The organism is Ideonella azotifigens, from assembly GCF_021043325.1.
Taxonomy (GTDB): Bacteria; Pseudomonadota; Gammaproteobacteria; order Burkholderiales; family Burkholderiaceae_C; genus Ideonella; species Ideonella azotifigens.
On the sequence record NZ_JAJNKD010000015.1, the window covers coordinates 1 to 21,875 of the forward strand.

Below are 21,875 nucleotides of genomic sequence, written 5' to 3' on the forward strand. Positions count from 1 at the left end.
CAGGCCGGCCGTGGCGAGGGTGACCGCCAGCAGCGGCGCGCGCAGTTGTTTCAGAAAGGACATGGACTCACTCCAGGGAACAAAACAGGGACAAATGCCTTGCCCGGCGGGCCGTTGCGGCCACGAAAGGGGCAGGGCGACTGAGGATGACTGTCGCGCGGCAGATCTGATGTCTTTCTCGCGGCAGTGAAAGCTTGATTGGCGACAGCCTCTTGCCAGGACCGCCACCCAACGACTAGCGGACTTTCAGTTGCTGGAAATTCACTCCAGCTTCCAGACGTACTCGACTTCGAAAGTGCCGCCCGTGGGCTGGCCGTTTTCGTCAGCACCAGCCTTGAAGACGCAACCGCTGAGCTTGTCGAGTGCGATGCGGTCCAGCAGCTTGTGCTCGCGGCTGGGGCCAGCGGCCTTCACCACTTCAGCCTTGGCCAGCTTGCCTTGGGCATCCACTGTGAAGCGAATGCGGGTCGTGCCAGTGGCTTCAGCCCGGGTCGCAGCGGCAGGGTAGTCAGCGCCCGTGGGGGCGCACGCGGAAATGTTGCCAATGGCGGGCCGGGCGGCTGCACGCGGCGGTGCTGGCGGTGCGGGTGGCGCCGGTGCCGCTGGGGTGATGGTGACCGGCGCAGGCGGCGGTGCCACCGTCGTCGTCGTGATGGTCGGCGCGACCGGCTGCGGTGCCACCTGCACTTCCGGCGGTGGCACGAAGGCTGGCGGCGGCGGCAGGTTCTTGGGCGGCGGCGGCAGGTTCTCCGGCGGCGGCGGTGGCGGCGGCTTGATCTCTTCGATCAGCTTGGTCTCCACCGGCTTGATGGCGACCTCCACGACCCGACGTGCCAAGCCACTCACCAGGGCGTAGCCCAGCAAAACGTGCAGCACGATCACCACCATCAGCCCCACAGGGTGCTTGCGGGGGCTGCGCTGCGATTCAGCGAAATCCACTCATTCCTCCAGTCGCCCTCGAAGGACGCTGTCTTTCTCATCGGCAACGGCCTTTTGGGCCGCGAAAAACGCCACTATAGCGGGCAATTTCTGCCTGCCATTACAGGCTTGACCCTAATGATTCACGGCAAAACCGGCTTCAGCCCTTGTAACCAGCCGGTTGAAAGGGCTGTTTGCCGAGTGTTGCAGTGCTTCAGTCGCGGTCAGCCGCAGCACTTGGACAAAGCGGATCCTGGAAGCGATTTTTGTGCCAGTGCTCCTTCCCAACCGGGCACCAACTTGGCGCATTTGCCGCTTTGACTCGGGACAAGAGGCAAACCGCGTGCCGCGGCGCGTGGCGCAGAAAGGGAATTCCCCCTGCAGGTGCAAGGAGGCGTGACCAGACGCGGCTGCGCGCTAAATTGCCTGATCGTCGCCAACGGCGCCGGAAGAGTTTGACAGCCTCGAACCACAGCAGGCCCGGCCTGGCCATGCAGTCTGCCGCCAGCAGCGCCACAGTAGCGGGCGCCGAGAACGAGAATGGTCCGCTGTAGGAGGTAATGGGCATACGGTGCCCAGTACGGCCAGCGTGCCCGCCACCACGGCCGAACTGGCGCTTGGAAGCGGCGTTGCCGAGCATGGCACGCGCACCCAGACCCTGGCGCCCGCATGCACCGCGAGCAAGGGCAGCCACATCGGTTCGGATGCCACCTTGCGTGCCGGCTTCAACACGCTGCGCAGCTTGCGCACCGCTGATTCGTTCGGCCCGTCGCGGGCCAGGCGCAGGCGAGCCTTGGCCTCGCTCAGCCGGTCGTCACCGACGGGCCAGTTGCCGCCGGCTTTCGGGATCGGCGGCGAAGACGCGGCGGTTCACTTCACAAGCACGACAGGCATTTCGGCGGTCGCCAGCACGCGCTGCGCGGCCGAGCCGAGCAGCAGGTCGGCGACGGCGCCGCGGCCTTTTGCGCCAAGCGCAATCAGGTCGAACTTGCCCGCCTTCGCGCAATGCACGATTTCCTGTGCGACGTGGCCTGTGCGCACTTCCATGTCGTGCTTGATGCCGGCCGAATCGAGCAGCTTCCTGGCGGGCTTGAGTTCCTTCTCGCTGAGTTCACGCAAGTAGTCGGCCACGGCCTCCTTGCCCACGAAGGCCTTGGCATGCCGCAGCCCGACATCGTCGTGCACGCTGATCAGGGTGACGGTGTTGCTGGTGGACGAGAGCGACTGCAGCAACTTGATGGCGTACTTGACGGCATGCAAGGCGGGCTTCGAGCCATCGGTGGCGACGAGAATTTTCATGCGGGCATCCTGTCTGATGCGGCACTGTCCTGCTCATCGAGCGGGGGCATGCGCCGCAAGGGCTTGTATTGGGCAATGTGGTGAGGAAGCAGCCCTGGCTGGCAGACGGATCGGCAGGCAACCAGTGCTGTGTCGCCCCGAGTTCAACACCGCCGCACCGGCGGTCGCTTGATCCAACGCAAACCAGCCAGCTGGCTGCGCGCAGACGCGCGAGCCGCCCGAATGGCGGATGCGTCGGTCTTGGTTTCGACAGGGAGGTGGACCCTGGTGGTTGGGCCCTGACGGGACACACGGGCCGGCCATGACGACGCCTCAGTGGTTCCAGGGAGCTCGCCGGATTCACGCTGAATCCTGGCGGAGCAGTGGTGGAGATGAGGAGGATCGAACTCCTGACCTTCGCATTGCGAACGCGACGCTCTCCCAGCTGAGCTACACCCCCACTGCAATTCAGTATAGCAGCGCGAAATTGGGCCGCAGAGGCGTGAATCTCAGCACTTTCACCGGGTTAGGCGCGAATCGAGCGCAGGTAGTCCAGCACCCTGGCGGTGCGCCATTCGGCGTCAAGCTGACAGCCCGCTGCACGGGCGCGCCGGCAGGCTTGCACAGCCTCTTGCCGCGTGTCCGTGGTCCAGGGGCGCAGGTCGGCCGGCAGGTCTGGCAACTGCAGTTCCGGTGGTGGCGCCGGGCCATCGCGCAGCCAGGCTTCGGCCTGCTGGAAAGCGTCGCGGCGCATCAGGTCGATCATGTAGTCGCAGGCCGACTGCAGCCCTGGCCGCAGCTTGCCGGCGCTGACCGTGATGATGGGCAGCAAGGGGGCGAGCGTCGGCACTAGGTGGTTGGCGTAGACCGTCGCGTGCCAGTAGCGCTCGGCCGTCTGGCGGAAGTGCGCCAGGTCGCGCACCGGCACCAAACCGGACTGTTCGATGGGCAGGATCTCGATCTGCGGTTTGGTGACGAACACCGTGTCGTTGGACACGTCCACGTACAGCGCGCCGAACTGGATCGCGTTCTGGAAATACTGCTCGCGCAGCACGCCCCAGATGCTGCGCACCACGCCCCCTTGGGCGACGAAGTCGTGCAATGCCTGCGTGACCGGATCGGCCGGCTTTGTCAGGCGTTGCGCCAGCCGGGCGTACAGGTCCTGCGTGATCTCCTCGCAGCGGCCGTATGGGTAGGCCTTGCCGCCGGCCAGCGGGAGGCGCTTGGCCAGCACCGCGTCTGTTTCGGCACGCAGGGCCAGGAAGTAAGGCATCAACTGGTCGGTCAACGGTCCCAGGCATTGGGCGGTCAGCGCCACCTGGGCGGCGTCCACGGGCACGATTTCCTGGGGCAGGCATGGCTTCACACAGTCGATTCTGCAACGCATCCGCGCCGCCGGGCCGATGGGCGGTCGCCAGAGACAGAGGTGTTTCGCCCCGCTTCTGTGCACCCTTGCTTGCGCCCAGCCTTCCTATGCTGCGAGCTCGGTCTCACACGCTTTGCGCACGGCCCTGCGGCGCTTCGAACTTCCTACAAGAATCACCATGCTTGCATTTGCCAAGACCTTGCTCGTGGCTGCCGCGGCGCTCGCCCTGAGTGCCTGCGCCTCGCTGCAGCCGCAGCCGCTGGCCGGCGCCGAGATCAGCGACATCACCCAGGCCGACAAGCTCGCGCTGCAGCAGAACGCCGCGCCGTTGGACGGCCCGTTGAGCCTCGAAGCCGCCATTGCCCGGGCCCTCAAGTACAACGCCGAGCGCCGCGTGCGCCGCATGGAAGAGGTGGTGGCTTTTGGCGGGCTGGACGCGGCCAACCTGGACATGCTGCCGCGCCTGGTGGCTTCGGCCGGCTACCGCAACCGCGACAACGACCTGCTGGTGCTCAGCAAGGACCTGGCCACCGGCACCGTGATTGGCGGCCAGACGATTTCCTCCAGCCGCGAAGCCACCGGCGTGGACCTCTCCTTCTCGTGGAGCTTGCTGGACTTCGGCCAGAGCTACTACGCGGCCCGCCAGAGCGCGGACCGTTTCCTGATCGCCACCGAACGCAGCCGCCGCGCCCAGCACCTGCTGGTGCAGGACGTGCGCACCGCGTTCTGGCGCGTCGCCGCGGCGCAGAAGCTCAGCGGCGAACTGCAGGCCACCACCCAGGTGGCCGAGCAGGCGCTGGCAGACGCCCGCAAGATCGAGCAGGAAGGCCTGCGCTCGCCGCTGGAGCCGCTGCGCTACCAGCGCCAGTTGCTGGAGAACCTGCGCCTGCTGGAACTGGTGGACCAGGAACTGAACAGCGCGCGCATCGAACTCGCGCAGCTGATCGGCGCGCCCGGCGGCCAGGCCATCACCGTGATCGAGCCGGCTGCAGCACCCGCCACTGCCTGGTTGAACCAGCCGGTGGAGCAACTGGAAACCTACGCGCTGTCGCAGAACGCCGAGCTGCGCGAGAGCATCTACAGCAGCCGCATCGCCCAGGCCGAAACCCGCAAGGCCATGCTGAAGATGTTCCCCGGCCTGTCGTTCAACTACGCGCTGCGCTCCAGCAATGACCAGTACCTGATCAACCAGTCCTGGAACGAGACCGGCCTGCAGCTGTCGTTCAACCTGCTGGGCGTGCTCTCGGCGATTTCGCAAACGAAGATGGCCCAGGCCGGCGTGCAGCTGGCCGACCAGAAGCGCATGAGCACGCAGATGGCGGTGATCTCGCAGCTGCACCTGGCGCGCCTGCAATACGGCAACGCGGTGCGCCAGTACGAGCGGGCCGACGCCATCGCCCAGGTCGACAGCCGCATTGCCAAGCATGTGGCGAACCAGGAAGCCGCCGCGCGCCAGACCCAGCAGGAACGCGTGGCCCAGCAGACGGCGGCCATCCTGTCGCAGCTGCGCCGCTACCAGGCCCTGTCCAACGTGCAGGCCGCCGCATCCAAGCTGCAGGCCACGCTGGGCCTGGAGCCGCGCCTCACCGCGCCGGAGGCCATGCCGCTGGCCGACCTGACGCTGGCCGTCGCGGGCGTGCTGAAAGCCTGGGATGCCGGCACGCTGCCCGCAGAACCGGCCGTGTCGGCTGACACCACCAAGGCGGTGCCGTGATGCGCGCGATTGTTTTCTGCACCACCGTTGCCACGCTGTCGTTTGCCGCGCTGGTCAGCTTCGGCACCGAAGCCGCCGAGCCCGCGCGGCCCGAACTGCGCGAGATCCGCGCGCAGCTCACGCCCAAGCGCTTCACCACGCTGGCCGCCGAAGTCGGCGCCAAGGTCCAGAGCTTGCCGGTGCCCGAAGGCGGCGCCTTCAAGGCCGGGCAGACGCTGGTGCAGTTCGACTGCTCGCTGCAGCAGGCGCAGCTGCAGAAGTCCAAGGCCGTGCTGGCTGCGGCCGACGCGACGCTGCAGTCCACCACGCGGCTCTCCGAGCTGAACTCGGCCGGCAAGCTGGAGCTGGAGATCGCGGGGACCGAAGCCGCCAAGGCCCGGGCCGACCTCTCGTACAACAACATCCTGCTCGGCAAGTGCCACATCGCCGCGCCGTTTGCCGGCCGCGTCTCGGAGCAGAAGGTGCGCGAGCAGCAGTACGTGCAGCCCGGCCAGACGCTGCTGGAGATCATGGACGACTCCACGCTGGAGCTGGAGTTCATCGCGCCCTCGCACTGGATGTCCTTCCTGAAGGTCAATTCGCCTTTCGAGATCCGCATCGACGAGACCGGCAAGACCTACCCGGCGGGCGTTGTGCGCACGGCGGCCAAGGTCGACCCGGTCAGCCAGTCGGTCAAGTTCACCGCGCAGATCCGCGGGCGTTTTCCCGAGCTGGTCGCCGGCATGAGCGGGCGCGTCATCGTCGACGTGCCGGCCCGCTGAGCGCAGCTTCAGTTCTTCCTCCTTCGGCAGCGCCTGCGCTGCCTCCGGGCCGCCGCCCGCCGAACCGACATCACGCCCTATGAATCGCCTTCCCCGCAGCATCTGGCATGACGTCGTCCGCCGCCTGGGCGCCTTGACCGGCAGTCCTGCCGAGCCGCGCGCACCGGCGCAGCTCCGCACCGTCGTGCGCCCGATGGTGCTGGAGCCTCGGCTGATGTTCGACGCCGCCGCGGTCACCGCCGCTGCCGAAGCGCTGCACCATGAGGCGCCTGCCGCCATGCCAGAGGCCAGCCACGGGGCCGCATTGGCCGACGCCGTTGCGCGGCTTGCAGACGCCGTTCCCGCCGCCGTCGCCGTGCACGAACAGGACAAGCCGAGCCCGCAGGACATTGTCTTCATCGACACCAGTATCCAGGGCTGGCAGGCGCTGCGCGACGGCGTGCTGCCAGGCGCTGATGTGGTGCTGCTGGACCCGGCGCAGGACGGCCTGACGCAGATGCTCACTGCGCTGCAAGGCCGCAGCGGACTGGACTCTATCCAGGTGCTGAGCCACGGCGCCGAAGGCCAGGTGTACCTGGGTTCGCTCACGCTGGACGCGAACACCGTTGCCAGCCGATCCGCCGACCTCGCGACACTGGGTGCTGCACTGAGCCCCGGCGGCGACCTGCTGCTCTACGGCTGCCGCGTCGCCAGCGGCACCGGCGAAAACTTCATCCATGCGCTGGCCGCCGCGACCGGTGCGGACGTCGCCGCGTCCAACGACAACACAGGCTCGGCCCAAGGCGGCAGCGACTGGACGCTGGAGGTCTCGACCGGCGCCATCGAAAGCCGCCTGGCGCTGAGCAGCGCCGCCCAGCAAGCCTTCTCCGGCCACCTGGCCACGCTGATCGTCACCACCAGCGACGACACCAGCGGCGGCGCCGACACCAGCTTTGGCGCCAACCTGGCCGACGACGAAAACGACGGCACCGGCCTGTCGCTGCGCGAGGCCATGCACTGGGCTCAGGACGGCGACACGCTGCAGTTCGGCAGCGTCGGCACGCCCAACCTGATCGGGGGGCAGACGATTGCGCTGAGCAGCAACCTCACGGTGCTCGACGGCATCGTTTTCGACATCGACCCGACCGATACGCTGACCATCACCGGCGCTGACCTTGAACTCAACGGCGCGCTGAACGTGGCCGGCGGCGGTGACAGCCTGGCCATCTCATCCAACATCAGCGGCGCCAGCGGCAGCCTCACGGTGGACAACGTCACGTTGACGCTCTCGGGCGCCAACACCTACGCCGCGGGCACGATGGTGCGCAACGCCCTGCTGACGGTGTACGACGGCAGCCAGCTTGGCGGCGGCACGCTGTCGCTGAACGGCGGCACGCTGAGCGTCACCGCCGGCGGTGCGGACATTGCCAACAACCTCGACATCGTCGCGCAGTACGGCGAAGTCTCGGTGGCCAACGGCGTGACCATCGCGCTGACCGGCCAGCTGAGTGGCGCCGACATGCTGCTGAAATTCGGCGACGGCACGCTGGTGCTGGCCAACGTTGGCAATGCCGGTAGCTTCAGTGGCGACACGCTGGTGCGCGAAGGCACGATCGCCATCGACCAGAACGACGACCTGGGCAGCGGCGCGCTGTCGCTCAACGGCGGCACGCTGTCCCTCACCGGCACCAGCACCATCGGCCACGACATCAGCCTGGGCGGCCTTGGCGGCACGGTCGACAACAGCGGTGCCGTCACGCTGTCCGGCGCGATTTCCGGCAGCGGCGACCTGGTCAAGACCGGTGCTGGTCAGGTCACGCTCAGCGGCAGCAACAGCTTCACCGGCGCTGTCACCGTCACCGACGGCACGCTGGCGCTGTCCGGCGGCGCGGCGCTTGCCGACAGCGTCGCGGTCACGATCAACGACGGCACGCTAAGCCTGATTGCGGACGAAACCATCGGCTCGCTGGCCGGCAGCGCCAACGTGGCACTGGACTCCTACACGCTGACCACCGGCGGCAACAACGCCTCCACCACCTTCAGCGGCGTGATCTACGGCAGCGGCGGCCTGGTCAAGGCCGGCAGCGGCACGCTGTCGCTCTCTGGCGCCAATACGTACACGGGGGCGACCACGATCTCGGCCGGCGGCCTCAGCCTCAGTGGCGGCAGCTCGATTGCCAACACTGGCGCTGTGATCGTGGCCAGCGGCGCCACCCTCACGCTGGCTGGCGGCAACGAAACCATCGGCTCGCTGGCCGGCGCCGGCAACGTTGTGCTTGGCTACCGGCTGACCACTGGCGGCGACAACACAAGCACCACTTTCTCCGGCGTGATCTCGTCCAGCGGCAGCAACGGCATCACCAAGGCCGGCAGCGGCACGTTCACGCTCAGCGGCGCCAACACCTACACCGGCAGCACCACGGTTTCGGCCGGCACGCTGGCGCTTGTCGGCGGCCTGGCGCTGGCCGACACCAGCGCCGTCACCGTGTCGTCTGGCGCCACCCTCAGCCTGGCTGCCAGCGAAGCCATCGGCTCGCTGGCCGGCAGCGGCAGCGTGGCCATGGGCAGCCTCTCGCTGACCACCGGCGGCGACAACGCCAGCACCAACTTCGCCGGCACGCTCAGCGGCAGTGGCCAGCTGTACAAACGCGGCAGCGGCAGCTTCACGCTCTCGGGCAGCAATTCGGGCAGCTTCAGCGGTGGCATCCGGGTCTACGTCGGCACGCTCAGCGTGGCGGGCGACGCCAACCTGGGCGCCGGCACGCTGACGCTGAACGGCGGCGCGCTGAGCGTCACCGGCAGCACCACGATAGACAACGCCATCGCGCTCAACACCAGTGGCAACCTGACCGTCAGCACCGGCAGCGTGACGCTCAGCGGCGCACTCTCCGGCAGCGCCACGCTGAGCAAGTTCGGCAGCGGCACGCTGGTGCTGGCCAACAGCGGCAACTCCGGCACGCACAGCGGCCAGACGCGCCTCTACGAAGGCACCCTCAGCGTGGCCAGTGACAGCAACCTGGGCAGTGGCACCGTCACGCTCAACGGCGGCAGCCTCAGCATCACCGGCGCGACGACGATAGACAACGCAATCTCGCTGGCCATTGACTCCGCCATCAGCAGCAGCGCGGCAGCCACACTCAGCGGCGTGATCAGCGGTGGCGGCGCCTTGAGCACTCAAGGCAGCGGCAAGCTCACGCTGAGCAACACCAACACCTACACAGGCAGCACGACAGTGGCTGGCGGCACGCTGAACCTCACCGGCAGCCTTGCCAACACCAGCGTGCTGGCGGTCGCCAGCGGCGGCACCCTGGCCGGCACCGGCAGCGTCGCCGGCGTGGTCGTCGTGAATTCCGGCGGCACCATCGCCCCCGGCACCAGCGCTGGCAACGGCGCCGGCACGCTGACGCTGAACAGCGGCCTGGTGATGCAGGACGGCAGCACTTACGCGGCCGACGTGGCCGGTGCCACGCCCGGCAGCGGGCACGACCAGATCGTCGTGCACGGCAGCGTCACGCTCAATGGCGGCTCGCTCAGCCTGGCAGTGGTCAACGGGGCCGTGTCGGCGGGTGACAACCTCGTGCTGATCGCCAACGACGCCGCAGACGCCATCAACGGCAGCTTCGCCAACCTGGCCGACGGTGCCACTTTCACGACCAATGACGGCCACCCGCTGCAGCTGGCGCAGGCCGGCGGCGACGGCAACGACCTGGCGCTGGCTGCGCTGAACGCGGCGCCCACCGCCACCGGCATTGCCGCGCAAAACGCCACCGAAGGCAGCGCCTTCAGCTTCACGCTGCCAGGCAACAGCTTTGCCGACGTGGACGTGGGCGACACCCTCACGCTCAGCGCCACGCTGGCCAGCGGTTCTCCGCTTCCGAGCTGGCTCAGCTTCAATGCCGGCACCGGCCAGTTCAGCGGCACGCCGGGGCAGGCCGATGTGGGCGCCATCAGCGTGCGCGTGACGGCCACCGACGGCAGCGGCGCCAGCGTCAGCAGCGACTTCAGCCTGGCCGTCGCCGGGCTGCACCACGCACCTTTGCTCGGCACACCGGCCAGCATCCAGCTCACCGACACTGCGGCCAGCGACAGTTTTGCCAACGTCACTGGCCAACTCTCGGCCAGCGGCGACCTCGGCCTCACACTGCAGTTCAGCATTGACGGCGGCAGTGCCGGCTCGGCCACCGTGGGCGGCCACAGCTACGACAGCTACAAAGCCGGCAGCTTCGGCACGCTGTGGCTGAACAGCGGCAGCGGCTTGTACGTCTACGTGCCCGATGCTGCTGCGGTCAACGCCACGGCCGGCACTGCGCAGGAAAGCTTCGCACTCACCGTCTCCGACGGCAGCCTGGCCGCGCACAGCAACCTGGTGGTGCACATCGCTGGTGTGGACGACGCGCCGCAAGGCGGCGTCGCCGTCAGCGGCAACGTGGTCGTCGGCCAGGTGCTGACCGCTGCACCCGCGCTGACCGATGCCGAAGGCGTGGCCGGCACCACGCTGCGCTGGCAGGTTCGGGATGGCAACGGCCAGTGGGTCGACGTGGCAGGCACAAGCGGCAGCACGCTGCTGCTCAGCGACGCGATGGCCGGCCTCGCACTGCGTGCGGTCGCCACCGTCACTGACACCCACGGCGCGGTGGTCGACGTGGCCTCGGATGCGTCCGCCACCGTCGTCGCTCCGCCACCCCCGCCAACCGCACCCGCACCCGAGCCGGCGCCAGCACCTGAGCCAGCGCCCGCACCCGCACCGGAACCAGCGCCTGCGCCCGAGCCCCCTGCACCGGCGCCGGCACCCGAGCCGCCGGCGCCCGCACCCGATCCGGCGCCTGCACCGGCACCAACGCCCGCACCCACGCCCGCACCCACGCCGGAGCCACCGCCCCCGCCCCCGCCACCCGCGCCGGCACCTGTGCCCACGCCGGCACCATCGCCTGCACCCGCACCCGCACCCGCACCCGTTCCCATTGCGCGGCCGCCACAGCTGGTGAACCCCGATGCAGCGCCGGCCACGCCAGTGACCTCACCTGCACCGCCGCCGGTCCCCGTGCACGATGCGGCCGCGTTGATGCCTCTGCCGGCGGTCACCGCGCCGCCACGCGATTCGGCGACGGGTCTGTCCGCGCTCGCTTCGCGCGCCGGCACCGCATTCGAAGTCGCGGCCGTTGCCGAACCCGCTTCGCCCACGCTCCTTGCCACCACGGTCGAGGTCGGCCGAGACGGCCTGGTTCAGTTCGCCATGCCGCCTGCCGCCAGCGATGCCAGCGCGGTGCAGGCCGCCCGTCTGGTCGATGGCCGGCCGCTGCCTGCGTGGTTGAAGTTCGACCCGGTCAAAGGCACGCTGAGCGGTCAGGCGCCGCCCGGCTTCAAAGGCCTGCACGTCGTGCTGACCACGCGCGATGCGAATGGCAACCTGGTGCAGACGACCGTCGACATCGATGCAGCCGAGCCCGCTGCCGAGTCCGCGCCGGCCGGTCCTTCATCCGAAGCCCCGCAAGGCGATGCCGCACCGCGCCTGGCCGCGCGCCCGGCGCTCAGCGAGCAACTCAAATCTGCCGGCCAGCGTCACACGCTGGCAGCGCATGACACCCGCTCGCCAGGAGCCCGCAGTTGAACGACACGGCCAGCCCGCTGATTCCGCTGCTGTCGCTTGCCCACCAGGCGCGCGAGGCACGCAGCAGCGAGGAGCTGGTGTTCCTGCTGGTCAACGACAGCCGCTCGCTGCTGCACTACCGGCAGGCCGCGCTGTGGCTGGCCGGCACGGGCGTGCGCGGCCTGTCCGGCGTCGTCGAGCCGGACCGCAACGCGCCGTATGCGCTGTGGGTGCAGCGCCTGTGCGCGCACCTCGCGAGCCAGGCCGGGCAGGGCGTGGTGGACCGCGCCGCGTTGCCGGCCGAACTCGCCGCCGAATGGTCCGAGTGGCTGCCGGCGCAGGCGCTGTGGCTGCCTTTGCCTGGCACTGCGGCCGGTGGCCTGCTGCTGGCGTCTGACGAGCCTGTGCCAGAAGCCGCTCTGCCGCTGTTGCAGGAATGGCTGCACGTGTGGGCACACGCCTGGCAGGCGCTGCATCCGGCGCGCCGCTGGTGGCGCTCTGCGAGCTCGCCCGAGGCCGCGCCGCGTGCCTGGTGGCGCCGCCGCCCTGTGCAGGTCGCTGCAGCGTTGCTGTTGCTCTTGTTGATCCCCGTGCGGCTCTCGGTGCTGGCACCGGCCGAACTGGTCGCGGCAGACGCTTTGGTCGTGCGCGCGCCGCTGGACGGCGTGGTCGAACGTTTCCAGGTCCAGCCCAACCAGGCCGTGACCCAAGGCCAGCCCTTGTTCAGCTTCGACCAGGCGCCGATTGCCAGCCGGCTGGACGTGGCGCGCCAGGCGCTGGCCACCGCCGAAACCGAATACCGCCAGGCCGCGCAGCTCGCGCTGGCCGACCCGCACGCCAAAGGCCAGCTCGCTGCGGCCATGGGCAAGATCGAGGAAAAGCGCGCCGAGGCCGCCTTCCTCCAAGACCAGTTCGCCCGCTCGCGCGTGCTGTCGCCCCGCGCCGGCATCGCCATCTTCGACGACCCTTCCGAATGGGAAGGCCGCCCGGTGCGCACCGGCGAGCGCATCCTGCGCGTGGTGGACCCGAAGCAGGTCGAGGTCGAGGCCTGGCTGCCGGTGGGTGATGCCTTGCCGCTGCCCGCGGGCGCCGAGCTGCGCCTCTACCTCGCCGCCACGCCGCTGGACCCGGTGCCCGCCACGCTGCGCTACCTCGCGCACGATCCGGTGCAGCGCCCCGACGGCAACTACGCCTACCGCTTGCGCGCCCAGCTCAGCGAGGCGACCGAACACCGCATCGGCCTCAAAGGCACCGCGCGGCTGCAGGCCGGCTGGGTGCCGCTGGGCTACTGGGTGCTGCGCCGCCCACTGGCCATGGCCAGGCAGTACATGGCGCTATGACCAGCCTGGCTGTCCTGCGCGAAGAGCTGGGCCTGTACCCGGCGCCCCGGCTGGCCGATGGCCAGCCAGCGTGGACGCTGCACGACCCGGTGAAGAACCAGTTCTTCCAGCTCGACTGGCCCAGCTTCGAAATCCTCAGCCGCTGGCACCTGCGCCAGCCGGCCGAGATTGCCGCGGCCGTGTCGCAAGACACCACGCTCACGCTGGCCGAGGCTGACGTGCTGCGACTGCAGGACTTCCTGAAGCAGAACCAGCTGCTGCAGCCCTCCGCAGGCCAGGCGCGCGAACTGGCCGCCCGGCTGCAGCGCCAGCGTGGCAGCGTGTGGACCTGGCTGCTGCATCACTACCTGTTTTTCCGCGTGCCACTGCTGCGTGCAGACCGCCTGCTGGGCTGGCTCGCGCCGCGGCTCTCGGCGCTGTTCTCGCGCCGCTTCCTGGGGCTCACGCTCATCGTTGGCCTGCTGGGCCTGGCGGGGGTGCTGCGCAATGCCGAGGCCTATGCCGGCACGCTGGTCGACCTGTTCAGCTGGCAAGGCCTGGCGGCTTACGGCATGACGCTGGCGGCCGTGAAACTGGCGCACGAACTCTCGCACGGCCTGATGGCCAAGCGCTTCGGCTGCCGCGTGCCGACCATGGGCGTGGCGCTGATGGTGCTGTGGCCGGTGGCCTACACCGACACGACGGAGGTCTGGAAACTGCCACGCGCTCGCCAGCGGCTGGCCGTCGCCGGGGCCGGCATTGGCGCCGAGCTGGTGATCGCCGCCTGGGCCACTGCGGCCTGGCTGTGGCTGCCCGAGGGCGGTTTGAAAACTGCCGCCTTCCTGCTCTCCAGCACCACCTGGATCTCGACGCTGCTGGTCAACGCCAGCCCCTTCATGCGCTTCGACGGCTACTTCCTGCTGTCCGACGCCGTCAACATGCCCAACCTGCACGCACGCGCCTTTGCGCTGGCGCGCTGGCAACTGCGCGAGATGCTGTTCAGCCTCGGCGAGCCAGCGCCCGAAGCCTTCTCGCGCCGCAAGACGCTGGCGCTGGTCGCCTTTGCCTGGGGCACCTGGCTGTACCGCCTGGGCCTGTTCCTGGGCGTGGCGCTGCTGGTCTATCACTTCTTCATCAAGGCGGTCGGCATCGCCTTGTTCGGCATCGAGCTGGTGTGGTTCATTGCCGCGCCGGTGGCCAGCGAGCTGAAGGCCTGGTGGGCGCGGCGCGATCGCATCCACCCCCGGCGCGGCCTGCTGCTGGCCTTGCCGCTGCTGGCGCTGGTGTTGCTGTTCGTGCTGCCCTTGCCGGGCCGCGTGACAGGCATGGGCCTGCTGCAGCCCGCCGAGCAGCTGACGCTGTACGCGCCGGCCGGCGCAAGGGTCACCGCCTTGCCGCATCGGCACGGCGACGAAGTGCGCCAGGGCGAGCCGCTGTTCGCCATCGAGTCGCCCGCCTTGCAACTGCGCGCGCTGCAGGCCCAGGCCCGCGCCGCCAGCGTGCAAGGCCTGGCCGCGGCTTCCGCTTTTGATGCGCAGCAGCGCCGCGACTGGCAGCTCGCCGCCGAGCAGATGCAGGCCACGCAGGCCGAAGCCCGCACCGTCTCGGCGGACGCACAACGCTACGCACCCACCGCGCCGTTCGCCGGCCGCTTCTACGACCTGGACCCGGACCTGCACGTGGGCGACTGGGTGGCGCAGAACGAAGTGCTCGGCCGGCTGGTCGCCACCGGCCCACGCCAAGTCATCACCTATGCAGACGAGCAGGAAGTACGGCGTCTCTCAGTGGGCGACGAAGGCCTGTTCATCGTCGACGCGCTGCGCGGCCCCGCGCTGCAGCTGAAGGTGCGCAGCATCGAGCGCGACGCCGCCCGCACGCTGAACGAAAAACTGCTCGCCAGCCCGCTCGGCGGCCAGCTGCCGGTGCGCCAGCAAGGCGAGGTCTTCTATCCCGAAACGGCGCTCTACCGCGTGACGCTGGACGTGGCCGGCGGCAATGACGAGCCCGAGCAAAGCTGGCGCGGCCTGGTCAGCATCCACGCGCGCGCCGAGCCAATGGTCAAGCGCATCGCACGGCACGTGCTCAGCGTTTTTTGGCGCGAAGCCGGCTTTTGAGGGCCCAGGACAGGTTTCCGTTTCGGACCTATCTGGAGGCTGTACGTCGCCGGCTGTGAGTCAGCAACTTAGCGGCCATCGGCGAGCCGACGCTGAACCTGCTTTTCATTCAAGACTGAACTTTTTCCGTGGGAAATTGCTTCAGTTTGGTGACCTCAGGCTGGGAGCGATCACTCGGTGGCGGCTGAGCCGCGGCATCGCCTATCGCACTGCAGATGCCCGCGCTGTCGATCTCACTGCCGCAGACCTACCGCTCAACGTTCATTGAGAACTTTGAAGTAACGCGATGGACCTCGAATAGCATCCGGAAGAAGGTCGACACCAACTCTTGGCCGTGCCTGCCGACGAGCTCGCTGCCGCCGAATCGGTATACCTCGTACCCGGCGAGTTGCAGATCACGCGTGCCGGCAGCGAGCCTCGCATACTCCCTCGGTTCGGCCAGATCGCCAACAGCGTAGTGCTGCTTGCCGTCGACCTCGAAGACGAAGCGCCGACCGCCTGGCAGCAACATGAGAAAGTCCATCCGATGGTTCAGGAAGGCTAGTTCTCCACGCTGATGGATAGTCTTCGGATCCCAGTGCAACCAGACCTCGGGCAGAAGCGCCGGGAGGCTTGGCACGTCAGCGCCAAATGTCTTGAAGAAAGTTTCGAAGAACAGAAGCTGGGGCGGTGAGTTGAGCGGCAGGCTGCTCTTCAATCGACGGTAAAGGTCGACCTTTGCATTATTTGCTTCAGCGATGCGCTCGCGCTCAGCCCACCAAGCCTGTAGGTCTCGCCAGCGTAGGCCGTCAATAATTGGCCGGTCGTACACCAACACATTGGAGGGATCGGACAGGATCTCGACCTCGTTGTTGAGGACGTCCTGGAACCGTAGGTCAGGTTTGTCCCGTGACGCGAAGATCAGGGTCTTCGGTCGGCCTTGGGCGCTTCGCAGGGGGACCAATTCAAAGACAGGGTAGCCGTGTTCTTCGCGCGCCTGACGCAGTTCAGCACCGCAGGTGCTCAGAACCTCATTGCAGGCCTCGACCACCTCCACCTGCGCGTCCGCATCGACTTGCACGTCTGCGGCCACCATGCCCTCGATGAACACCTGGAACCGATTGCTGGAAAGATCGAAGACGCCCAAGATCTCAAACATCTGCTCGGCGTCGGCGTCGGCCTCATCGGAGAAGGCGAAGAAGTGCCGGTGTACCCATTCCAACTCGCCCACCTTGCTGCCTAGGAAGTCCGTCAGGCTCGTGTCGAACACGAAGACAGCACGCAGCAGCGCTTCGGTGTGCTCCCAGTTCCGGAAGATCCGATCCAGCTTGTTCAGCGCCCGCGCGAGTTCTCGGCGGTGCCGCTTGCTGACCTCGACACACGGCAAGTTCGCCCAGAGCACGTCCTGGACCGAATTGCGCACCTGCGAGGTCAGCATCCCGAGATTGATCAAGCGCTGCGCAAAACCTGGCACGCGATCATCCGGCAGGGCGTCGAACGCGGCGTATAGCCGTTCTCGCTTGGAGATTGCCGCGCCGGGGGCAGGCAGGCCAATGCGGTCGCAAAGGCGCGGAATCAGGCTGTCAGTCACGTCGTCCTTCATGGCGCCGACAACCGGCCGTAGTAGGTCGCGCAGCCCAGGAACGTCCATACGCTCAGCACCCATAGCTAGACATAGCGAACTTTGATGCCACCGGTCAGGTCAGCATCCGTGATGGTGGGCATCTGAGGCTCCACAGGAGAATACTGTCGCAATTTGGTTGCCAGCTGAGTCAAGCGGTCCAGCGCGGAGTAGCAATACAGAAGCGCGTCAGCGCTGGAGACCTCACCGCGATTCGCGCTGGTCATGAGCTTGAGCTCTTCCGCCAGCCGGTCGCCACGCTTTGGAGAAGCTCTCTCGGCGGCGATTGCCGAAGGATCGGCAGGAAGAGGCAGCGAGACGCCGAGAAGCGGGGCAGCGCCCCTGATTGGGACAGCGATACCTACGGCGAACAGCCTCGATTCGGATCTCGCTAATGGGACGCAATGTACACAAAGGTCTCGGTAGGCTCCTAGCTCGAAGAGCCACCCTCCTTTAGATGTAGCGGAGGTCAACTCGGCGAACAACGGACTGGATGACTTGACTTTGTCCAGCACATGCTTCTTCGCTCCGGCCATGGTTGCGATGTGAACTTTCGGGCGGTCGGGCGCGGGGCATACGAACGCGACAAAGAACTCAGCGAGGTAGTCGCGCAGGATGCATGCGTCGACCAGATACGCTTGAGCGGCCAGGTAGCCGAGCCAGGTGAATCCGTCCTCGAACCGGAGGCCCGCGGAGATATCCTGCTCGGCAGTCCGTGCCTTCAACTGCGCATAGTACGCATCAGACAGCTGATACATGCGCCACGCGCAGACTCTAAGCTGGTGAGATATCCGTCGAGCAAGGTCCCACAACTCGGCCTTGCCTTCCTTGCTGGCTACCCAGCCGATCTGTGACCAATCTTCAATCTGGACTTCGCACGGCCAGATGTTCTTTGGTCCCCACGGGTGATAGCTCCGCCAATTTGTAGGTACCAGGCCTTTGACCTCCAGCGAGTTCGTCAGGAACTCAAAGCCGATCGGCAGTAGGTCCCTGGCTTTGAGGTCTTGGTACAGCGTGCCATAGGCTCGCGAAAGGAATTTCAGCTCCTGTTGACCAGGGACCGCCGGATAGACGTGTACCGTTGGCTCAAAGCCGTTGAATGCTCGAAGCCCTCCAAGAAGGTGTCCGGTTCGCGCAGCCAGCCACTTTTGTCCGTCGCCACTCATGGCTTCGGTTGTTCTGCGAGCCACATGCCGAGCGATCCCGTGCCGAGTAATTCGTCCCAAAGGTTCTCGAACAGAACGGCGCTGAGCTGGATGGCTCGCTCGAATATGAGCACCCCTGGCATTTTCATCGTTGTCGGCGGCGAACTGGGCATGACACTCCTCTCTCTTTGCGGCTTCGATGGTCAGTTCGTTGCTGCGGCGCCAGGGATGCATCTTCACCGCTAACTGCCGGTGATTCCATCCATGGAAGTGTGGACACGCCCTGGCGGGTCAGCGCATCCTGCACCGAGATGCCCCTTTCAGCCATATCGAGGTCTTTACCACCGTGATCTACACCCGTGAAATTAGGATCGGGTCGGCGTACTCGGCACCATGGGCTCGCTCGCTGCACGATGAGCGGTTGAATTGCAGCCGACTCACGAGCAACCGGACAGCAGCCGTTTTCTGACGGCCGGGTACGGTGGCCGGTAGCGTACCGAAGCGCGAGAAGTCGGCGGCAAGCATCGCTGCAACGCGTTCCGTCAGTGAGGGCGCGGGCAAACTTGGGCGCTGCGCTTTGTGCTGAGGCTAGGGTGTCGAGTTCAGGCTTGAGTGAAAGAGTCCAGCCTTGATTGAAAACCGACATCCCGTCTCAGACCGTTTGCAGCCGCAACTGCCGCCGCTGCCAAAGCGTCTCGGCGCTGTACAGCATCAACGCGACCCAGATCAGCGCAAAGCCGATCAGGCGGGCCGGTTGCATGGGTTCGCGGAAGATCAGCACGCCGAGCAGGAACTGCAGGCTGGGGCTGATGTATTGCAGCAGGCCAAGCGTGGCCATTGAGACGCGCTGCGCGCCGTAGGCGAAGAGCAGCAGCGGCGCGGCGGTGATGGGGCCCGCCAGCAGCAGCCAGACCCAGGTGGCGGCGTCGGCCTGCGCGGTGTCGCCGCCGTGCGTGCCCAGCCACAGCAGGGCAGGGATGGCGACCGGGGCCATCAGCAGGGTCTCGGTCGTCAGCCCTTCGAGCGCACCGAGCGACGCGGTCTTTTTCAGCAGGCCGTAGGCGCCGAAGCTGGCGGCCAAGCCCAGCGCGATCCACGGCGGTGAGCCGGCTACCGCGCCTAGCCAGAGGACGCCTGCAGCGGCCACCGCCAACGCGGCCCATTGCAGGCGTCGCGGCCGTTCGTGCAGCACCAGCACGCCCAGCAGCACGTTGAACAGCGGGTTGATGAAATAGCCCAGCGCTGCCTCGACCACATGGCCGTTGTGCACCGACCAGACGTACAGCACCCAGTTGATGGACAGCAGGAAGGCGCTGGCCGCGTAGGTTGCGACCGTGCGCGGGGAGCGCATGGCCGGCCTCAGCCAGCCCCACTGGCGCCGCGCGCTGAGCACCAGCACCAGGCACAGCAAGGCCCAGACCGAACGGTGGAAGATCAGCTCGACGGCGCTGATCTGTGACAGGCGGTGGAAGTACAGCGGGAACAGGCCCCAGCAGACGTAGGCCAGGCCGGCGGCGTAGACACCAGGATTCATGGAGCGCTCGGGTTGGGCAGGTCGCCGGGTTGGCGATTGTCCCCAGCCTGCAATCCCCTCATGGCCCCCATGGCCCCCATGGCACGCACTGCCTCCGAGCCTTCGTCCCACTGCCACTCGCCTTGTGCGAACAGCGCCTGCCAGGCCGCATCGGGCGGCGCGTGCAAGGCCGGCGGCTGGCCGGTTGCCGGGTGCGGCAGTGTCAGGTCCAGCGCATGCAGCCACAGCCGGCTGTGGCCCAGCCAGGCGGCGACCGCGCGGTTGTGCGGGCCCTTGCCGTGCGTCGCGTCGCCGACGATGGGGTGGCCCAGGTGCTTCAGGTGGCGGCGGATCTGGTGGCGCCGGCCTTGCTGCGGCACGGCCTCGACCAGCGCGTAGCGGCTGCTGGCATGCCGGCTGTCGACCTGGAACGGCCACTCGATGCGCGCCAGCCGGCGGAATTCGGTGCAGGCCGGCAGCTGCGGCTGGCCGGTGCTGGGCAGCTCGGGGTCGCGTGCCAGCGGGTGCTCGCAGCGTTGCTCGGGCGCGGGCCAGCCGCGCACCAGCGCGAGGTAGCGCTTGTGCACCTGGCCTTGCTCGAAGGCCGCGGCCAGCGCTTGCGCCGCCTCGGGCAGGCAGGCGAAGACCAGCAGACCAGAGGTGCCTTTGTCCAGCCGGTGCGCAGGCGCCAGCATCGCCGGCGCGGCGTCGCCGAGTTGCGCTGGCAGTTGCTGGCGCAGGCGCTCGACGACGGTGTCGAACTCGTGCGCGTCCAGCGCGGTGCGGTGCACCAGCAGGCCGGGCGGCTTGTCGACGACGAGCAGCGCTGCGTCCAGGTGCAGCAGCGCGAGCGGCGGCGGGGGTGGCGGCGCGGCGAGGGTGTCGGTCATGAGGGGGACGGCGAGCACGGCCTTGGCCGCATCGTCAGCTGTGAGGAAGGGATGAGGGTTTCGCCCCCCAAAGAGGGATGACGACGAGCGGGCTGCGCCCAACAATGTGACTTCTTGCCGCCCTGCTCGCGCCACCTCTTGGCGCCGTACGCATCGGGCGTCTTCAGACCCCCCGAAAGCCTCCGAAAGCACGCCGTGCAGCAAATCCATTATCCGGGAAGTCATTCGCGTTCCCGCTTCGTCACGCTCACCTCGTGGCTGTGCATCGTCGTCGCGGCCTGCCTCTGCAGCCTGGGCCTGGTGCCCGAGGAGCTGGACGCGCAGTCCGCCCCTTCGTGGCTGGCCGGCCCGTTGCCAGGCGTGGTCGGCTCGCGGGTTTTGGGCGGCATGCTGCTGCTGGCCGTGTGCGCATTGACCGGCGCTGTGGGCCTGCTGCTGCGCCAGGAATGGGCGCGCCGGGTCTTCATCGGCCTGCTGGGCCTGGTGATGCTGGCCTGCGTGGCGGGGCTGTGGTTGCAGCACCTGGTGCTGCAGTCGCTGCTGCAGTCCATGGCCCAGGCTGCGCCGCGCCAGCCGCTGCCGGCTGAGCTGACCGGGCTGGCCACCGTGGCGCAAGTGATGGCGGGCCTGGTCACGCTGCTGATCTGCGCCGGACTGGGCTGGATGATCAAGCGGTTGCGCTCACCCGTGGTGCGCCAGGAATTCGCGAATTGACCCCGGCCGCGGCTCAGTCCGCCAAGGCGTCCATGTAGAACCAGCGTCCCGCCGCGCCGCGTTCGAAGCGGCTCCTTTCATGCAGGCGCTGGGCACGCCCGTTCAGTTTGCAGCGGGCGACGAACTCGACCATCGCGTGGGTCGCGTCCAGCGGCTTGTGCTGGCGCACGTCCAGCCCCAGCCATTGCAGGCCAGGCTCGTCTGGCGCAAGTTCGGTCGGCCGGGTGTCGGGGTGCCAGGTCTGCAGCAGGTAGTCGTGCAGGCCCAGCACAAAGGCGCTGTAGCGCGAGCGCATCAGGCTTTCTGCATCCGGCGCCTGCAGGTGCAGCGGGCCGGCGTGCCAGCGGCCGCAGCAGTCGGCGTAGGCCAGCACCGCTGGCGGTTTGCGGGCCGGCGCCGCAGCGGTCCGGCCGCAAGGGCAGGGCGCGGCGGCGTGCATGGTTTCAGCCGTTCCCGCGTGCCACGCGGCGGATCTCGTCCAGCACCAGGCAGATGGCGCCCAGCGTGATGGCGCTGTCGGCCAGGTTGAAGGACGGGAAGGCCCGGCCGTCGTAGTGCACCTGGATGAAGTCGACCACGTAGCCGTGCATCAACCGGTCAATCACGTTGCCCAGCGCACCGCCCAGGATCATCGAGACCGAGAAGCAGAACAGCGTTTGCTTCGGGTAGCGGCGCAGCATCCAGACGATGAAGCCGGACGCCACGATGCCCAGCACCACGAAGAACCAGCGCTGCCAGCCCGAGGCGCCGGCCAGGAACGAGAACGCCGCGCCGGTGTTGTGAACGCGGACCACGTTGAAAAACGAGGTCACGAACTTGCTGTCACCGAGCTGGAAGTTGCCCAGGATCAGCACCTTGGTGAACTGGTCCAGCAGGATGACCACGACGGCCAGGCCCAGCCAGACGGCCAGGCCGGCACCGGGGGACGAGGAGCTGAGCGCGCCGAAACGGCGTTGGTTTGCACGGGCCATGTTGTG

15 protein-coding genes and 1 tRNA gene are annotated in these 21,875 nt (G+C 67.8%); 6 read left to right on the forward strand and 10 right to left on the reverse strand.

The window, feature by feature from the left end; translation table 11 throughout:
* Window positions 1–261: 261 nt before the first annotated feature.
* The 4 genes from LRH25_RS24535 to LRH25_RS24550 form a co-directional block, all read right to left on the reverse strand.
* Complete coding sequence (locus tag LRH25_RS24535; protein WP_231012716.1) at window positions 262–939, reverse strand: TonB family protein; 678 nt, start codon at window positions 937–939, stop codon at window positions 262–264.
* Between the two features lie 849 nt (window positions 940–1,788).
* Window positions 1,789–2,217 (reverse strand): universal stress protein, encoded by a 429-nt coding sequence (locus LRH25_RS24540; protein WP_141287710.1) that lies wholly within the window; start codon window positions 2,215–2,217, stop codon window positions 1,789–1,791.
* A gap of 363 nt (window positions 2,218–2,580) precedes the next feature.
* Window positions 2,581–2,656, reverse strand: a tRNA-Ala gene (locus LRH25_RS24545).
* Window positions 2,657–2,722: 66 nt separating this feature from the next.
* Complete coding sequence (locus tag LRH25_RS24550; RefSeq protein ID WP_211361384.1) at window positions 2,723–3,529, reverse strand: hypothetical protein; 807 nt, start codon at window positions 3,527–3,529, stop codon at window positions 2,723–2,725.
* A 211-nt stretch (window positions 3,530–3,740) separates the two neighbouring features.
* On the opposite strand from LRH25_RS24550, the gene LRH25_RS24555 reads away from it, so the two are divergent.
* The 5 genes from LRH25_RS24555 (at window position 3,741) to LRH25_RS24575 (ending at window position 15,036) form a co-directional block, all read left to right on the forward strand.
* Window positions 3,741–5,276 carry a TolC family protein gene (locus LRH25_RS24555; protein WP_231012717.1) on the forward strand — a complete coding sequence of 512 codons (1,536 nt, stop codon included), beginning with the start codon at window positions 3,741–3,743 and terminating at the stop codon, window positions 5,274–5,276.
* Window positions 5,276–6,037 (forward strand): efflux RND transporter periplasmic adaptor subunit, encoded by a 762-nt coding sequence (locus LRH25_RS24560; protein ID WP_141287708.1) that lies wholly within the window; start codon window positions 5,276–5,278, stop codon window positions 6,035–6,037. Before LRH25_RS24555 ends, LRH25_RS24560 begins: the two co-directional genes overlap by 1 nt.
* 79 nt (window positions 6,038–6,116) lie before the next feature.
* On the forward strand, window positions 6,117–11,624 hold the full coding sequence (locus LRH25_RS24565) for a DUF4347 domain-containing protein (protein ID WP_310742441.1): 5,508 nt from the start codon (window positions 6,117–6,119) through the stop codon (window positions 11,622–11,624).
* A complete protein-coding gene (locus LRH25_RS24570) occupies window positions 11,621–12,943 on the forward strand; it encodes an efflux RND transporter periplasmic adaptor subunit (RefSeq protein WP_231012719.1) in 1,323 nt (440 codons plus the stop codon). The genes LRH25_RS24565 and LRH25_RS24570 overlap by 4 nt, the downstream gene beginning before the upstream one ends.
* Complete coding sequence (locus LRH25_RS24575) at window positions 12,940–15,036, forward strand: site-2 protease family protein (protein WP_231012722.1); 2,097 nt, start codon at window positions 12,940–12,942, stop codon at window positions 15,034–15,036. Before LRH25_RS24570 ends, LRH25_RS24575 begins: the two co-directional genes overlap by 4 nt.
* A 247-nt stretch (window positions 15,037–15,283) precedes the next feature.
* On the opposite strand, the gene LRH25_RS24580 is transcribed toward LRH25_RS24575, so the two are convergent.
* From LRH25_RS24580 to LRH25_RS24595, 4 genes are all read right to left on the reverse strand, one after another.
* The gene (locus LRH25_RS24580; protein WP_231012724.1) at window positions 15,284–16,618 is read right to left on the reverse strand and encodes an AbiJ-related protein; all 1,335 of its coding nucleotides are present in this window, start codon (window positions 16,616–16,618) and stop codon (window positions 15,284–15,286) included.
* Window positions 16,619–16,683: 65 nt separating this feature from the next.
* Complete coding sequence (locus LRH25_RS24585; protein ID WP_141290223.1) at window positions 16,684–18,021, reverse strand: hypothetical protein; 1,338 nt, start codon at window positions 18,019–18,021, stop codon at window positions 16,684–16,686.
* A gap of 412 nt (window positions 18,022–18,433) precedes the next feature.
* Entirely contained in the window at window positions 18,434–19,315 is an 882-nt protein-coding gene (rarD, locus tag LRH25_RS24590; RefSeq protein WP_141291927.1) for an EamA family transporter RarD, read from the reverse strand.
* Complete coding sequence (locus LRH25_RS24595) at window positions 19,312–20,184, reverse strand: pseudouridine synthase (RefSeq protein WP_231012726.1); 873 nt, start codon at window positions 20,182–20,184, stop codon at window positions 19,312–19,314. Before LRH25_RS24595 ends, rarD begins: the two co-directional genes overlap by 4 nt.
* A 195-nt stretch (window positions 20,185–20,379) precedes the next feature.
* On the opposite strand from LRH25_RS24595, the gene LRH25_RS24600 reads away from it, so the two are divergent.
* On the forward strand, window positions 20,380–20,898 hold the full coding sequence (locus LRH25_RS24600; RefSeq protein WP_141289716.1) for a hypothetical protein: 519 nt from the start codon (window positions 20,380–20,382) through the stop codon (window positions 20,896–20,898).
* Window positions 20,899–20,911: 13 nt separating this feature from the next.
* Here the strand turns inward: LRH25_RS24600 and LRH25_RS24605 are convergent, their stop codons facing one another.
* Window positions 20,912–21,337 (reverse strand): YchJ family protein, encoded by a 426-nt coding sequence (locus LRH25_RS24605; RefSeq protein WP_170201002.1) that lies wholly within the window; start codon window positions 21,335–21,337, stop codon window positions 20,912–20,914.
* Between the two features lie 4 nt (window positions 21,338–21,341).
* Window positions 21,342–21,869 carry a signal peptidase II gene (gene lspA, locus LRH25_RS24610; protein WP_141289715.1) on the reverse strand — a complete coding sequence of 176 codons (528 nt, stop codon included), beginning with the start codon at window positions 21,867–21,869 and terminating at the stop codon, window positions 21,342–21,344.
* Window positions 21,870–21,875 lie beyond the last annotated feature (6 nt).

Excerpts from the sequence above, each read along its gene's own strand:
- LRH25_RS24595 (WP_231012726.1), bottom strand. The coding sequence starts at position 20,184 with ATGACCGACACCCTCGCCGCGCCGCCACCCCCGCCGCCGCTCGCGCTG.
- LRH25_RS24605 (WP_170201002.1), bottom strand. The coding sequence starts at position 21,337 with ATGCACGCCGCCGCGCCCTGCCCTTGCGGCCGGACCGCTGCGGCGCCG.
- LRH25_RS24560 (WP_141287708.1), top strand. The coding sequence starts at position 5,276 with ATGCGCGCGATTGTTTTCTGCACCACCGTTGCCACGCTGTCGTTTGCC.
- LRH25_RS24565 (WP_310742441.1), top strand. The coding sequence starts at position 6,117 with ATGAATCGCCTTCCCCGCAGCATCTGGCATGACGTCGTCCGCCGCCTG.
- lspA (WP_141289715.1), bottom strand. The coding sequence starts at position 21,869 with ATGGCCCGTGCAAACCAACGCCGTTTCGGCGCGCTCAGCTCCTCGTCC.
- LRH25_RS24580 (WP_231012724.1), bottom strand. The coding sequence starts at position 16,618 with ATGAAGGACGACGTGACTGACAGCCTGATTCCGCGCCTTTGCGACCGC.
- LRH25_RS24575 (WP_231012722.1), top strand. The coding sequence starts at position 12,940 with ATGACCAGCCTGGCTGTCCTGCGCGAAGAGCTGGGCCTGTACCCGGCG.
- rarD (WP_141291927.1), bottom strand. The coding sequence starts at position 19,315 with ATGAATCCTGGTGTCTACGCCGCCGGCCTGGCCTACGTCTGCTGGGGC.
- LRH25_RS24540 (WP_141287710.1), bottom strand. The coding sequence starts at position 2,217 with ATGAAAATTCTCGTCGCCACCGATGGCTCGAAGCCCGCCTTGCATGCC.
- LRH25_RS24555 (WP_231012717.1), top strand. The coding sequence starts at position 3,741 with ATGCTTGCATTTGCCAAGACCTTGCTCGTGGCTGCCGCGGCGCTCGCC.